We start from the raw sequence: 14656 nt of genomic DNA on the forward strand, positions 1-14656 counted from the left end.
AACGTGTGCTCGCGGGGGGTGGTCACGCTCAGGACTCCTTGCTGCGACGGTAGAAGGGGAGCTCGACGACGGTCGCCGGGATCGCGGTGCCGCGCACGTCGACGGCGAGCACGGTGCCGGGGGCGGACAGGTCGGGCCGCACGTACGCCATCGCGATCGGGTGCCCGAGGGTGGGGGAGAGGACGCCCGAGGTGACGACGCCGACGTCGGTGCCCTCGCCGTCGAGCACGCGGTAGTCGGCGCGGCCGGCGCGGCGACCCGGCAGCGTGAGGCCGACGAGGACGGGCGCGTCCGCGGCCGGTCCGGCCTCGACGCCGGCCTTGCCGACGAAGTCGTCCTTCGCCGTCGCGACCACGCGCCCCAGCCCGGCCTGCACGGGGAGGGTGTCGAGCGTGAGCTCGTGCCCGTACAGCGGCATGCCCGCCTCGAGGCGCAGCGTGTCGCGCGCCGCGAGACCCGCGGGCACGATGCCGTGCGCCTGCCCGACGGCGAGCAGCGCCTCCCACAGGTCGCCCGCCTGAAGCGGGGCGATCGACAGCTCGAAGCCGTCCTCGCCCGTGTACCCCGTGCGCGACAGCGTGACCGGGGCGTCGCGGAAGGTGGCGGGCACGGTGCGGTAGTAGCGGAGCGTGTCGAGGGTGATCTCGGTGCCGTCGGGGGCGAGGGCGTGGCCGGGGTTGACCACGAGGTCGCCGGCGGCCGCGAGGCCGTGCAGGACGGCGACGGCGTGCGGGCCCTGGACGGCGACGAGGGCGCGGTGGGTGTCCGCGATCGTGACGGCGCCGGTGTCGCCGGGGGCCGAGTCGTCCGCACCGGATCGCGTCAGGAGGCGCTCCTGCAGCGCGGCGAGCACCGGATCGCGGTTCGCGGCGTTGGCGACGACCAGGAACTCGGTCGGCGGCGCGGGCTCGGCGGCTCCGTGGGTGGCGGGGTCGGTCGCGGCCTCGGTGGCCTGGCCGGTCCCGGCGTCGCTCGGCGGCGTCCCGGCGTCGGCCGGCAGGTGCGTGTTCGTGACGATGAGGTCGTCGATGATGCCGCCGGAGTCCGCGAGGATCATCGTGTAGCGCGACTGCAGCGGCGCCAGCGTGCTGATCCGGCCGGCGAGCGCGTGGTCGAGGAACGCCGCGGCGTCGGGGCCGGTCACGGTGATCTGCGCCATGTGGGAGATGTCGAACAGGCCGACGGCGGTGCGCACGGCGGTGTGCTCGGCGACGTCGGAGGTGTACTTCACCGGCATCGACCAGCCCGCGAAACCGACCATGGTGGCCCCGAGCGCGACGTGCGCGTCGTGCAGCGGGGTGCGGTGGAGGTCGGGCTGGTCGGCGGACTGGTCGGGCGACATGCGGAGTCCTCTCGTGGTGCCTGGCGGCGGGACTCCCCCTCTGCCATGGGTGCATGAGAGATTCGCCGCGGGTCGGGTGGAGCGGCTTTCACCGTGGGCGAGCGCGACGCCGACCGTTCGCGCGGTTCGGCGGGGCGCTGCTTTCCGCCAGTGGCCTCGCCGCGCGGTGCTGGGACCTGAGAGGTTGGCGGGGAGCTTGCTCCTACGGTGCCGGCGGCGCTCGGCCGGGGTGCTCCCGACCGCCTGCGTCACCGGGCTCTCCCGCGCGGCGATGTGGCCCGATGTTCGGTTGTGGCGACGCCGCTGGCGGCGTCCGGGTCAGCCTACCGGGCGTGCGTCGCGGCCGGGCCGGGCGCACGTCTTCTGCGCCCGACTTCCGCGCCCGCGTCAGGCGGCTCGTCTTGCGGCGCGCGCTTCTGCGGACGACTAGTGCGCATCTGCGGACGAGTGCCGCGCGATGCTGGCCAGGGCGCGACGCGCGGGCGCCTGACGTGCGGCGATGCGCAGAGGGGCCCGATGGGCAGCCGCTGATGGCGCAGTCGTCCGCAGGTGCGTGGGGGCGTCCGCGCGTGCGCCGCAATCGGCTCCACTCACCGCCGGCCTCCGCGGACCGCTCGCGCAAGTCGGCGTCGGCCGGCGTTCGTCAGGGCCCGGATCCGTGGTGTGCGTCACACGCAGTTTCCCCCGCGAACGGCGAGTCGCCACGTCGCCGCAGGTGGGACGGCGTTCGTGGGTCGAGAGCCCCTCCGGGTGTCCGGGGGCGCAGGTGCACCTTACTTAGGCAAGCCTCGCCTGGTCATGGGCGCCCTGCCGCGCCCGGACGACCCCGACGAAAGGTTCCCCCTTCGTGACTGCCCCGACCCTGCGCCGTCGTGCGCTCGTCACCCTGACCGGTGTCGCTGCCGCCGCGCTCGCCCTCACGGCCTGCTCCTCCGACCCGGCCGACGCCGATGCCACGGCGAGCGGCGACCCCGCCGCCACCGCGGACGCCACCGACGCCGCGGCCACCGACGACGCCGAGACCGGCACCTGGCCCCGCACCATCACGCACGAGGCCGGCGACACCGAGGTTCCCGAGGAGCCGCTGACCATCGTCTCCACCTCGATCACGCTCACCGGCACACTGCTGGCCATCGACGCGCCGGTGGTCGCGAGCGCCGCGACCAGCGTCAGCGACATCACCGACGACCAGGGCTTCTTCAGCCAGTGGGCCGACGTCGCCACCGAGCGCGGCGTCGAGGTGCTCTACCCCGACCTCGAGCTGGACCTCGAGGCTATCGAGGCGCTCGAGCCCGACCTGATCGTCGGCTCGACCGTGGGCGCCGACGCGACGGTCGACTCCTACGACCAGCTCTCCGCGATCGCCCCGACGATCCTGCTCGACTACGGCTCCTCCAGCTGGGAGGACCTCGCGGCCACGCTCGGCGAGGTGACCGGTCATGAGGCCGACGCGACCGCCGTCGTGGAGGAGTTCGACGCGCTGCTTGCCGACACCGCCGACGCCATCACGCTGCCCGAGCAGCCCGTGACGGCGCTGTCCTACAACGGCCCCGACGGCGCGCGCGTCTTCACGGCCACGAGCCCGCAGGCGCGGATCCTGACCGGCCTGGGCTTCGAGCTGGCCGAGCCGCCGCTCGAGCTCGCGTCCGCGGAGCGCTCCGACGTCGTCGACTTCACCGCCGAGAACCTCCCGACCGTGCTCGCCGACTCCCAGGTGGCCTTCCTCGTGTCGGCCACCGACGAGGACGTGGCCACGTTCACGGCCGACCCGCTGCTCGCCAACGCGCCGTCGGTGACCTCCGGCAACGTGGTGGCCCTCGGCCTGACCTCGTTCCGGATCGACTACTACTCCGGGACCGACCTGGTCGAGCTGCTCGCGCAGACGTACGGCGGCTGACCGTTCGGTGACGTCAGCCGCACCACCGCAGGCACCCGGACCGGGGTCCGCTCCCACGAGCGGGCCCCGGTCCGGCGTGCGCGTGCGCCTGCACTCCGGCACCGCGACTCGGCGCCGCTTCGTGCTGCTCGTGACCGGCGCGCTCGCGGTGCTCGCGGTGGTCGGGGTGCTCGGCCTCGGCATCGGCTCGCACCCCGTCCCGCCCGCCGACGTTCTCGACGCACTCCTGCACTACGACCCCACGAACAACGACCACCTGCTCGTCGTCGCCTCGCGGCTGCCGCGCGCGGTGCTCGGCGTCGTCGTGGGGGCCGCGCTCGGCCTCGCGGGTGCCCTGATGCAGGCGGTCACCCGCAACCCCCTGGCCGACCCCGGCCTGCTGGGGGTGAACGCGGGGGCCGCGTTCGCCGTCGTGCTCGCGATCGCCTACCTCGGCGTGGTCGACGTGGGCGGGTACCTCCCCTTCGCCTTCGCCGGCGCGGCCGTGGCCGCGGTCGGCGTCTACGCGCTCGGCTCGGCGCACCGCAGCCAGGCGACCCCCGCGCGGATGGCGCTCGCGGGCGCGGCGGTCGCGATCGTGATCGGCGCGATGACCAGCGCCGTGCTCATGAGCCACCAGAGCGCGTTCAACCGGTTCCGCTACTGGGCCGTCGGGTCGCTGCAGGGCCGCGGGCTCGACGTCGTGGCCGTGATCGCGCCCTTCGTGCTGGTCGGCGTCGTGCTGGCGCTCGTGCTCGCGCGGCCGCTCAACGCCGTCGCGCTCGGCGAGGACGCCTCGCGCTCGCTCGGGGTGAACCCGGTCCTCACGCGCGGCGGGTCCGCGCTCGCCGTCGTGCTGCTCGCCGGCGCGGCCACCGCGGCCGCCGGCCCGATCGGCTTCGTGGGCCTCGCGGCGCCGCACATCGTGCGCGGCGTCGTCGGCCCCGACCAGCGCCTCGTCCTGCCCGCGACGCTCGTCGTCGCGCCCGCGTTCCTGCTCACCGCCGACGTGCTCGGCCGGTGGCTCATCGCGCCCGGCGAGCTGCAGACCGGCATCGCCGCCGCGGTCCTGGGCGGTCCGCTGTTCGTCGCGCTCGTCCGCTCGCGCCGGATGGCGTCGCTGTGACCTCGCGGGGCGCGGCCGAGATGCACGACGGCGAGCGCCGGTTCGGTCTCGTCCGTGACCCTCTCCTGCGGGGTCGGGTCCTGCGGGCCGGGCCGGTGTCCATGCGGGTGGACCCGCGGGTGCTCGCCGTGGGCGGGGTGCTCGCGCTGGTCGCGCTCGCCGTCGGGGTCGTCACGCTGCTGACCGGCACCCTGGAGATCTCGTTCGCCGACGTCGTGGCGGCGCTCGGCGGGCAGGGCGAGGAGCGGGTGGTGCGCACGGTGCAGGGCCGCCGGCTGCCGCGGCTGCTCACCGCGCTGCTCGTCGGCGGCAGCCTCGGCGTGGCCGGCGCGGTGTTCCAGTCGATCTCGCGCAACGCGCTCGGCTCGCCCGACATCATCGGCTTCACCACGGGCGCGGCCGCAGGCGCCGTCGTGCAGATCGTGCTGTTCGGCGGCGGGGTCGTGGAGACGGCGCTCGCCGCGATCGCCGGCGGCGTGCTCACCGCGCTCGTCGTCTACGCGCTCGCGCGCAAGGATGGCATCAGCGGCGGGCTGCGGCTCGTGCTCGTCGGGATCGGGGTCGGCGCCATCCTCGCGGCACTCATCTCTTTCCTCATGGTGCGCGCCGACATCACCGACGCCGAGTCCGTCCAGCGCTGGGAGGCCGGGTCGCTCGTGGGGCGCGGCTGGCCGCACGCGGTGAGCGTCGCCGTCGCCGTCGCGATCCTGCTGCCCGCGCTCATGGCGCTGCGGCGCGCGGTCACGTACCTCGAGATGGGCGACGACGCCGCGCACGCCCTCGGCATCCCCGTGGAGCGGTACCGCTTCGCGGCGCTCGTGCTCGCCGTCGCGCTCACCGCGGTGGCCGTGGCCGCGACCGGACCGATCGCGTTCGTCGCGCTCGCGGCGCCGCAGGTGGTCGCGCGCCTCACCCGGCGTGGCGGGGTGCTGCTGCTGCCGTCGTTCCTCATGGGCGCGACGCTGCTCGCGGCCGCCGACCTGCTCAGCCAGCGACTCGACGTCGGGCTCCGCACCCCCGTGGGCCTCGTGACGTCGGTGCTCGGTGGGCTCTACCTGATCTGGCTGCTCGCCCGGCGGGCGTGAGGACCGTGAGAGGACTTCGATGACCCTGTCGACAACACCACCGACCGACGCGCCGACCGGCCCACCCGTCCACACGCTCGCCGCGCGCGACGTGCAGATCGGCTATCCCGGGCGCACCGTGATCAGCGACCTCTCGCTCGACGTGCTCGCGGGGGAGTTCACCGTGATCGTCGGGCCGAACGCGTGCGGCAAGTCCACGCTCCTGCGCGCCCTGGGACGCATGCTCCCGACGGCGCAGGGCCAGGTGATCCTCGACGGCCAGGAGATCTCGCGGTACTCGACGAAGGAGGTCGCGCGGCGCGTCGGGCTGCTGCCGCAGTCGCCCGTGACGCCCGACGCGATCACGGTCGCCGACCTCGTCTCGCGCGGGCGCTACCCGCACCAGCGGCTGCTGCGGCAGTGGTCCCCGGCCGACGCCGCGGCCGTGTCGGGCGCGCTCGCCGAGGTCGGGATGCTCGATCAGGCCGACCGGATGGTCGACGAGCTCTCCGGCGGGCAGCGGCAGCGGGTGTGGATCGCGATGACGCTCGCGCAGGAGACGCCGATCCTGCTGCTCGACGAGCCGACCACCTACCTCGACGTGGTGCATCAGATCGACGTGCTCGACCTGTGCTCGCGGCTGCACGCGCAGGGCCGCACGCTCGTCGCCGTGCTGCACGACCTCAACATGGCCGCGCGCTACGCCTCGCACATCGTGGTGATGAGCGAGGGGCGGATCGTCGCGCAGGGGTCGGCCGGAGAGGTCGTCACGCCGGAGCTGCTCGGCGAGGCGTTCGGGCTCGACGCCGTGGTGCTCGCCGATCCGGAGAACGGGCGGCCGCTCGTGGTGCCGCGGGACCGGCGCGTGGGGCGGTAGCGGCTCAGTCGGTGCGGATGACGTTCCGGTCCCCGGAGTCGTCCGTCGTGCCGAGCTCGCGAGCCTCGATCTCGTTGTCGTTGCCCTGCACCACGACGGCGCCGAGCCGCCCGTCGACGTCGACCTCGTTGCGGTCCCCCCGCACCTCGGCCGAGCCGATCGACTGCGCGTGCACGTCGTTCTCCTGACCCTCGATCACGAGCGTCGCCAGGTCGGCGGCGTCCACGTCGTTGCGGTCGCCGCGGACGGTGACGGACTGGACCGTGGCTCGCTCGAGGTCGACGTCGAGGTCGACGCCCTCGATCGCGACGGCGTCGCACTGCCCGTCCCAGCGCAGGTCGACGTCCGGGGCGCCGTTGCTGCACGCGGCGACGAGCACGAGCGCACAGGCGAGGGCGGGGATCGTGAGTCGGCGGTTCATCCGGCCACGTGACGCGACGTCGCCGCTCACGGCGCCGCCGGGATCGACCACTCCCACCCGCCGCCGTACAGCAGGTACGGGGTGTAGGCGACGATGCCGGCGTCGTCCGACACGTCGAGCACCACCCAGCCGGACGCGCTCTCGCCGACTCCCACCGGCGAGATCCCTTCGCTCGCCGGCAGGCACCCGGTGTCGGCGCTCGAGACCGAGCTGCGTCCGCCGTCGGCGGTGAAAGTCTCGAACTGGTCGGGCGTGAACGTGAGGTCGCCGTCGACGTCCTGCGGCCACGTGTCCTCGAGCTCGACGTCGAACCGCAGCCCGAGGTAGCGCCCGTTCTCCGGCGAGGCCGTGCCCGCCTGGCAGGTCGGGTCCCAACGGACCTCGCGCAGCCACAGCCGCGCCGTGACCTCGTCGACTCCCGTGGGCCCGATCCCGGCGATCTGCCCGATGTCCTTCTCGAGGTAGCCGCGGGGGCTGAGCGTCGCGTCCTCGAACACCTCGACCGTCGCCGAGGCGGTGGCGGACGGGTCCTCGGTGTGCCGGGGCTTCGCCGAGCGGGACGGCTCCGCGAACGGCAGCGTGGTCGGGGCGCCGGTCGCGGCGGCTCCGGCGCTCGTCGCCGCGGGCACCGGGTCGCCGGACGTCGCGGGGTCATCCGTGGTGCAGCCGGCGAGCAGTGCGCCCGTCGCTCCCAGCGCACCCACCGCGAACCCGACGGCGAGCTCGCCCCTCGCGCGGTCGGCACCCCCGCGTGTACGCCGCTGGCGGTGGGCACCGTTGCGCGCGCCCCTCGGGCGGTAGGCGCCGTTGCGCACGGGGTTCTCCAGATGGTCGGCCGGGTGTCGGGTCACCCTACCGAGGCCGGTCAGCAGGCGGACCGGGCGGCTGGGCCGCCGACGCTGCGGTGGTCGTGCGCGTGCATGACGGCTGCGGGGTGGTGGCGGCGCATGCGTGGCGGGTGTGGGGTGGTGGCGCGAGCGGTGCCGGAAGCCACAGCGCTGTTACTGCGGATCGGCTCGGATCGCCCGCTTCGGGGCACACCATTCCGCACCGTTCCGCGGTTTGCGCGCTGCGGAGGAGCGTGAACATCGGGTCGTTCGCGGCAGTACACAGCCACAGCGCTGTGGCTGTGTAGTCGCGGGGAACACGCGGACGCCGGCGAGCCGGGGCGCCAGGATCGGCGGAATCACGCGGGTTCGGCGGGAGCAGTCCGCGTTGCGGAGCGCCGAGCGAGTAACAGCGCTGTCAGGACGGCGCGAGGCAGCCAGTCCCCGCGCCGCGTGCGCCACGCTGGGCCAAGGTGCGGTGCTCAACCCCGCGCCCGGTCGCGCCGGCGCGCGGGTGCGCCGGGAGCCCCCCGCGCCCCACTCACGCCACCCCCTGCGCGACGAGCGCCCGTCGCGTCTCCTCCAGTCCTTCCTGCACGGTCGAGCGCAGCACGCGGGGCGCGTCGGCGTTCGCTGCGAGCCACGCCTCGGCCTGCTCCACGAGGTCGGGCTCGCGGCCGGCCGCCTCGACCGGGAACGTCGCCGCGACCACGCGCTTGGCCACGTTCGGCGACGTCGAGTCCCAGAAGGCGCGGATCGTCGCGAACCACTCGGGCACGAGCGGCGCCAGCACGGCCGGGTCGACCACGCGGGTCAGCCCGTCCGCGACCGCGTACATGGTCGCGTTGGCGAGCGGCTCGCCGTCGGGCGCCGCGATGTCGCGCCAGGCCGCGAGCTTCGCCTCGGGTGTGGGTGCGGCCGCCCGCGCGCCGGCGGCACGGCGTCGTCCGGCCGCGGTGTCGTCGCGCGCCAGCTCGGCCGCGATCTCCGCCTCGCCCGCCACGCCGCACGCGACCGCGGTGCGCAGCACGGCCCACCGCAGGTCGACGTCGACCGTCACGCCCCGTACCGGACCCTCGTCGCGCACGACGGCGAGCGCCCGCTCGGCCTGCTCGGCGGTGCCGGCGATCGCGAGGTAGCCCCGCAGGAGCTGGAGCTGAGCATCCGAGCCGGGCTCGGCGTCGCGCACGAGCTGCCACAGCGCATCGGCGACGTCGACGCCGAGCGAGGCTGCGCCGTCGGGCGCGGCGTACCGCTGCACGGCCGTGACGAGGTTCGCGCACGTCGTCGCGATCGTGGTGGAGCTGCTCGCGACGGCGAGCACGCCGAGCGCGGCCCGCACGTAGGCGGGGGCGGCCAGGCGCCCGTCGCGGCAGGCGTGCCAGAGCGAGGTGAGGACGAGGTGCTGGAGCATCGGTTCGCCGACGGCCTCGGGGTGGTGCAGCACCGTCTTGAGCGAGCGGGAGTCGAGCACGACCTTGGCGTAGGTCAGGTCGTCGTCGTTGACCAGCAGCAGGTCGGGCGCGGCGCGGCCGACCAGACCGGGCAGCGGCGTCGTGGGACCGTGCACCGCGACGTCCTCGACCCAGGCACGGACCAGGGCGGGCCGTGCGGGGGAGGTGTGCTCGCCGTCGGGCGCGGGCTGGTCGTCGTCCGTCCGAAGGACGTAGCCGCCGACGCGGAGGCGGTGCGGGCGGTGCGGCTGGGCGACGTCGCTGTCCGGGATCTGCGGGAGGTCCTCGAGGATGCGCACGGAGGTGAGCACGCCGTCGGCGTCGGTCTCGACCTCGGCGCGCAGCGTGGTGACGCCGGGCAGCGCGAGCCACACGCGCGCCCACTCCGCCAGGTCGCGGCCCGAGGCGCGCTCGAGCTCGACCAGCAGCTCGGTGAGCGTCGCGTTGCCCTCGCGGTGCGCGCGCAGGTAGGCGCCGACGCCGTGGAAGAAGGCGTCCTCGCCGAGCGTGTGCGCGAGCTGGCGCAGCACGGACGCGCCCTTGGCGTAGGTGATCATGTCGAAGGCGCCGGTCGTCGCGGCGACGCTCGGCACGTCGCCGATGACGGGGTGGGACGTGGACAGCTGGTCGATGCGGTAGGCGACCGACTTGCGGCGCACGCCGAAGGAGACCCAGGCGTCGGTGTGCTCGGTGACGCGCTCGCCCGTGAGCGTGCCGGCGAACTCGGCGAACGACTCGTTGAGCCAGAGGTCGTCCCACCACCGCATCGTCACGAGGTCGCCGAACCACATGTGCGCGAGCTCGTGCAGCACCACGACCGTGCGGAACTCCTCCTCGGCGCGCGTGGGCCGCGAGCGGAACAGCAGCGTGTCCTCGGAGATCGTCACGCAGCCGACGTTCTCCATCGCGCCGAGGTTGTACTCCGGCACGTAGACCTGGTCGTAGGAGTCGTAGGGGAACGCGAGGTCGAAGGCGCGCTCGTAGAAGTCCAGGCCGGCCTGCGTCGCGCGGAAGACCTCCGGCGCGGCGAGGTGCTCGCGCAGAGCGGGGCGGCCCCAGACCCGGGCGGGGATCGTGCCGTTCGCGGTGCTCAGGGTGGTCTCGTCGCAGACGTAGGGGCCGGCGACGACTGCCATGAGGTAGGTCGACATCACCGGGGTGGTGGCGAAGGTCCAGCGGGCGACGCGGTGGGCGCGGCTGGCGACCTCGCGGGTGCGGGCGTCGGGCTGGGTCGTCGGCTCGGGCGCGTCGGAGTTGGAGATGACGGCCCAGTGGTCCGGGGCGAGCACCGTGAGGTCGAGCGTGGCCTTCACGTCGGGCTGGTCGAAGCACGCGAACACGCGGCGCGCGTCCATCTCGGCGAGCTGGGAGTAGAGGTAGACCTCGCCGTCGGCCGGGTCGACGAAGCGGTGCAGGCCCTGGCCGGTGCGGACGTATTCGCAGGTCGCCTCGACGACGACGTCGTTGGTCGCTGCGAGGTCGGTGAGGTGCAGGCGGGCGGTGGGCTCGCCGTCGGGCGTGACGTCGCGGCCGTTGAGGGTGACGCGGTGGACCTGCGCGGCGATGAGGTCGAGGAACGTGGCCGCGCCGGGGGTGGCGGCGAAGCGCACGATGGTGCGCGAGGCGAAGGTCGGGTCGCTGCCCGCGGCCGAGAGATCGAGCTCGACGGCGTAGCGCACATCGCGCACGACGCCGGCCCGGGTGCGCGCCTCGTCGCGGGTGAGGTCGCCGGTGGCGTCGGCGCTGGTGGTGTTGGTGACGGCGGTGCCGGCCGAACGGGGTGCGGGCGAGGTGGGCTGGCTGGCGGGCGGCGTGGTCACGCACTCGATCATGACACCCGCCCGTTCGCGAGGTGATCTCCGTCCTTTCGCGAGAGGAAGTTGGTCCTTTCCCGAGAGGATCTCGGGCGCCCGCGAGTGGTCGTCGGCCCTCTCAGTCCACGTCGTTCACCCAGGGACGCAGCGCGGCACTGACGTCCACCACGTCGCGGCGGGAACTGTCAGCGATCGCCATCACCAGGTCGTACGCGTCGTCGTGCGGCATGGCGAGGTCGGGGCCGTTGAGCAGGAAGAAGAGCCGCGTCGCGACCCAGCCGAGGCGCTTGTTGCCATCGACGAGCGCGTGGTTGTTCGTCACGGAGATGAGGAGCGCTGCGGCTTTGTCGATGAGCTCGGGGTAGGCCTCGACGCCGTACATCTGCGCTGCCGGACGAGCGAGCGCCGACGAGAGCAGGGCCGCGTCGCGGACCTGCGGTTCCGCGCCCAGGAAAGCCCTCGCGCTCGCGAGCAGGTCGTCGACGTCCAGGTAGACGGTCATCCGAGTCGGTCGAGCAGCGGGCGGTCCTCCTCGACGATCCGTGCGATCAGCGCGTCCCGCACGCTGCGACGCTTCGCGTCGTACTCGAGGATCGCGCGTCGGACGGCCTCCGCCGACGTGATGCCCTCAGCCGTGGCGATGCGGTCGAGAGCCTCCTGCTGGTCGTCGTCGAGTCGCAGGGTCATGGCCATGGCGTCCTCCGAGGTGTGCAGGGTGGTATCACGACGGTATCACCCGGCCCGCGCCGGCCGAGATCTTCTCGCGAAAGGACGGACTTCCTCTCGCGAAAGGACGGACTTCCTCTCGCGAACGGGTGGGCGGGCGTGGGTTCCCAGGAACCTTCAATCAGGGGATGATGCCCAGATGCGCTCCATCTGGAAGGGCTCACTCGCGTTCGGCCTGGTCAACGTGCCGGTCAAGGTGTACTCCGCGACCGAGGATCACGACGTCGCCTTCCACCAGGTGCACGCCGAGGACGGCGGCCGCATCCGCTACCAGCGTCGCTGCGAGGTGTGCGGCGAGGTCGTCAGCTACGACCAGATCGCCAAGGCCTACGACTCCGAGGACGGCCAGCGTGTCATCCTCACCGACGAGGACTTCGACTCCCTGCCCGCGCAGGCCAAGCACGAGATCGAGGTCCTGCAGTTCGTGCCGAGCGAGCAGATCGACCCGATCCTGCTCGACCGCAGCTACTACCTCGAGCCCGACTCCCGCTCGCCCAAGGCGTACGCCCTGCTGCGCCGCACGCTCGAGGAGACCGACCGCACCGCCGTCGTGCACTTCGCGCTGCGCGGCAAGACGCGCCTCGCGGCGCTGCGGGTGCGCGGTGACGTCCTCGTGGTGCAGACGATGATCTGGCCGGACGAGGTGCGCGCGGCCGAGTTCGCGGCGCTCGAGGAGCAGCCGACCATCAGCAAGAAGGAGCTCGCGATGAGCGCGAGCCTGGTGGAGTCGATGGCCGAGGACTTCGACCCCACCGCGTTCACCGACGAGTACACCGCGCAGCTCAAGCAGCTCATCGACGACAAGCTCTCCGGCGGCGAGTCCTTCACCGCGGTGGAGAAGGAGGAGGAGCCCACCGACGTCGTCGACCTCGTCGCCGCGTTGCGCAAGAGCGTCGAGGCGCGCAAGAAGGCCCGCGAGGCCTCGTAGTGCCCGACGGCGTAGCGCGCCTCGTGCGCGTCGGCGAGCGCACGGTGCGGCTCACCAACCCGGAGAAGGTGCTCTTTCCCGGCGACCCGGACGCCGGCGTCGGCCCGACCACGAAGGCCGAGCTGGTCGAGTACTACTGGCGGATCGCGCCGGTCCTGCTCCCGCACCTGGCCGGCCGACCGGTGACCCGCAAGCGCTGGCCACACGGAACGGGCGAGGGCGCCGAGCCGTTCTTCACGAAGAACCTCGACTCCGGCACGCCGGACTGGGTGCCGCGCGCCGCCGTCGTGCACCACGAGCGAACCGTCGACTACCCGCTCGTGGACGAGGTCGCCACGCTCGTGTGGTGCGCGCAGATGGCCGCGATCGAGCTGCACGTGCCGCAGTGGCGGCTGCCCGCTGACGTGCTCGCCGGGCGGCGGCCGTACTCCCTCGACGCCGCGACGGCGGCGCCCGACCGGCTCGTGGTGGACCTCGACCCCGGCCCGGGCGTGGGCCTGGCGCAGTGCTGCGAGGTGGCGCTCGCGGCACGCGAGCTCCTCGACGGGATGGGCCTGGCGTGCGTCCCGGTGACGTCGGGCAGCAAGGGCCTGCACCTGTACGCGCGGCTCGAAGGCGTCGGCGCCGCGGGCGCGAGCGCGTTTGCGGCCGAGCTCGCCGAGTCGCTCGCCGCCGAGCTGCCCGCGCTCGCGATCACGCAGATGAAGCGGTCGTTGCGGGAGGGCCGCGTGTTCGTCGACCACACGCAGAACAACCCCGCGAAGACGACCGTGTCGCCGTACTCCGTGCGCGGACGGCTCCAGCCGTGGGTCGCGGCGCCGCGCACGTGGGCGGAGATCGAGGAGGGGGCGTCAGGCGGGGGCGAGGGTGGGTCCGGTTCGCTGCGGCACCTGCGGATGGCGGAGGTGCTCGAGCGCGTGCTCGACGGCGACGCGTTCGCCGCGCTGCTGCCGCCCGGTGAGGCGGCGGGCGAGGTCGCGCGCGACGACGTCGGGGACGGGTCGGGCGAGGCGGGCACCTCGGATGACGGCACGCTGGACGGCAAGGCCGACGGCGACACCCCCCGTGCGGGGAAGGCCGGGTCGCCGGCACGGTCCGCGACGCCGGCACGGTCCGCGACGCCGGCACGGTCCGCGCCCCCGGCCCCGCCCGCGCCGTCCCCGCGCGCGACCACGAGGGCGGGGGCTCGCCGTCGGCCCCCGACCGTGCCGCCGATGCTCGCGAGCACCTACGACCCGATCACGCACGGCGACCTCGAGCCGCCGCGGTGGACGTTCGAGACGAAGTGGGACGGGTACCGCGCCGTCGTGAGCGTGCTGGCGGCGGACGACGGCGACGGCGACGGCGACGGCGCCCAGGGTGATCCAGTCGCCGACGTGTGGTTCACCGCCCGCTCGGGTCGCGACCTCACGCCCGAGTTCGCCGACCTCGCCCACTCGCCGGACGCGCTCCAGGATCACGACGCCGTGCTCGACGCCGAGATCATCGCCCTCGACGACGACGGGCGGCCGAGCTTCCACCGCCTGCAGAACCGGGCTGGTCCGCCGAAGCCGCCGCTGCGCCTCGTGGTGTTCGACATCCTCGCGCTCGACGGCGTCGACCTCGTCACCCGGCCGCTGGCCGAGCGCCGCGCGGTGCTCGCGGCGCTCGACCTGCCGGTCGCCGACCCGCGCGCCGGGATCGGTGAGGGTGAGGGCGGCTGGTTCGTCTCGCCCGTGCACGACGGCACGCTGGCGCAGGCGCTCGCGGCCGACGCGGCGGCCGACGGCGAGGGTGTCCTCGCCAAGCGCGCGGACTCCCCGTACCTGCCCGGCAAGCGCACCGGGGCGTGGGTCAAGGTCAAGCACCACGGCGAGGCTCGCGTGGTGATCGGCGGATGGCGGCCGGGTCAGGGCCGCCGCGAGGGCGGCATCGGGTCGCTGCTGCTCGGCGTGCGCGAGCCCGACGGCGACCTGCGCTACGTCGGCAAGGTCGGCACCGGGTTCTCCGACGCCGAGCTGGACCGGCTGCTCACCGAGCTGTCGCCCCTGCGGCGTGCGACCTCGCCGTTCGTCGCGGTGCCGCGCGAGGAGGCGCGCGTCGCGGTGTGGGTGAAGCCGACCGTGGTCGGCGAGGTCACCTTCGACTCCTGGACGCCCGACGGCGTGCTCCGCGCCGCGCGCTGGTCCGGCCAGGTCTCCGCCGACTGACCAGACCGGGCC

Annotated in this window: 12 protein-coding genes and 1 riboswitch; of the genes, 6 read left to right on the plus strand and 6 right to left on the minus strand. The window is 74.2% G+C overall.

Annotation, left to right across the window (positions count from 1 at the left end; genetic code table 11):
- Nucleotides 1–28: 28 nt before the first annotated feature.
- Nucleotides 29–1342 (minus strand): aminomethyl transferase family protein, encoded by a 1314-nt coding sequence (locus tag AC3AQ1_RS11330; RefSeq protein WP_108719053.1) that lies wholly within the window; start codon nucleotides 1340–1342, stop codon nucleotides 29–31.
- Between the two features lie 154 nt (nucleotides 1343–1496).
- Nucleotides 1497–1616: riboswitch (glycine riboswitch) on the minus strand.
- Between the two features lie 573 nt (nucleotides 1617–2189).
- Between AC3AQ1_RS11330 and fepB the strand changes: the two genes are divergently transcribed.
- The 4 genes from fepB (at nucleotide 2190) to AC3AQ1_RS11350 (ending at nucleotide 6285) form a co-directional block, all read left to right on the plus strand.
- Nucleotides 2190–3239: a Fe2+-enterobactin ABC transporter substrate-binding protein gene (fepB, locus tag AC3AQ1_RS11335; protein WP_234417485.1), complete on the plus strand. Its 1050-nt coding sequence runs from the start codon at nucleotides 2190–2192 to the stop codon at nucleotides 3237–3239.
- Between the two features lie 82 nt (nucleotides 3240–3321).
- A complete protein-coding gene (locus AC3AQ1_RS11340) occupies nucleotides 3322–4344 on the plus strand; it encodes a FecCD family ABC transporter permease (protein ID WP_234417486.1) in 1023 nt (340 codons plus the stop codon).
- Nucleotides 4341–5429 carry a FecCD family ABC transporter permease gene (locus AC3AQ1_RS11345; RefSeq protein ID WP_234417487.1) on the plus strand — a complete coding sequence of 363 codons (1089 nt, stop codon included), beginning with the start codon at nucleotides 4341–4343 and terminating at the stop codon, nucleotides 5427–5429. Before AC3AQ1_RS11340 ends, AC3AQ1_RS11345 begins: the two co-directional genes overlap by 4 nt.
- A 19-nt stretch (nucleotides 5430–5448) precedes the next feature.
- Nucleotides 5449–6285, plus strand: a complete 837-nt coding sequence (locus AC3AQ1_RS11350; RefSeq protein WP_108719055.1) for an ABC transporter ATP-binding protein — start codon at nucleotides 5449–5451, stop codon at nucleotides 6283–6285.
- Between the two features lie 4 nt (nucleotides 6286–6289).
- On the opposite strand, the gene AC3AQ1_RS11355 is transcribed toward AC3AQ1_RS11350, so the two are convergent.
- From AC3AQ1_RS11355 to AC3AQ1_RS11375, 5 genes are all read right to left on the minus strand, one after another.
- Nucleotides 6290–6706 carry a DUF3060 domain-containing protein gene (locus tag AC3AQ1_RS11355; protein WP_159096525.1) on the minus strand — a complete coding sequence of 139 codons (417 nt, stop codon included), beginning with the start codon at nucleotides 6704–6706 and terminating at the stop codon, nucleotides 6290–6292.
- Nucleotides 6707–6732: 26 nt separating this feature from the next.
- Nucleotides 6733–7557 carry a hypothetical protein gene (locus AC3AQ1_RS11360; protein ID WP_139987651.1) on the minus strand — a complete coding sequence of 275 codons (825 nt, stop codon included), beginning with the start codon at nucleotides 7555–7557 and terminating at the stop codon, nucleotides 6733–6735.
- A gap of 517 nt (nucleotides 7558–8074) precedes the next feature.
- Nucleotides 8075–10807 (minus strand): aminopeptidase N, encoded by a 2733-nt coding sequence (gene pepN / locus AC3AQ1_RS11365; protein WP_159096526.1) that lies wholly within the window; start codon nucleotides 10805–10807, stop codon nucleotides 8075–8077.
- Nucleotides 10808–10919: 112 nt separating this feature from the next.
- Nucleotides 10920–11303 carry a type II toxin-antitoxin system death-on-curing family toxin gene (locus tag AC3AQ1_RS11370; protein ID WP_108719059.1) on the minus strand — a complete coding sequence of 128 codons (384 nt, stop codon included), beginning with the start codon at nucleotides 11301–11303 and terminating at the stop codon, nucleotides 10920–10922.
- The gene (locus AC3AQ1_RS11375; RefSeq protein WP_108719060.1) at nucleotides 11300–11494 is read right to left on the minus strand and encodes a ribbon-helix-helix domain-containing protein; all 195 of its coding nucleotides are present in this window, start codon (nucleotides 11492–11494) and stop codon (nucleotides 11300–11302) included. The genes AC3AQ1_RS11370 and AC3AQ1_RS11375 overlap by 4 nt, the downstream gene beginning before the upstream one ends.
- 172 nt (nucleotides 11495–11666) lie before the next feature.
- Between AC3AQ1_RS11375 and ku the strand changes: the two genes are divergently transcribed.
- Together ku and ligD are read left to right on the plus strand one after the other, a co-directional pair.
- Nucleotides 11667–12455: a non-homologous end joining protein Ku gene (ku, locus tag AC3AQ1_RS11380; protein ID WP_108719061.1), complete on the plus strand. Its 789-nt coding sequence runs from the start codon at nucleotides 11667–11669 to the stop codon at nucleotides 12453–12455.
- The gene (ligD, locus tag AC3AQ1_RS11385; RefSeq protein ID WP_199916474.1) at nucleotides 12455–14644 is read left to right on the plus strand and encodes a non-homologous end-joining DNA ligase; all 2190 of its coding nucleotides are present in this window, start codon (nucleotides 12455–12457) and stop codon (nucleotides 14642–14644) included. The genes ku and ligD overlap by 1 nt, the downstream gene beginning before the upstream one ends.
- Nucleotides 14645–14656: the final 12 nt, after the last annotated feature.

The sequence above is a fragment of the Miniimonas sp. S16 genome, from assembly GCF_057748195.1.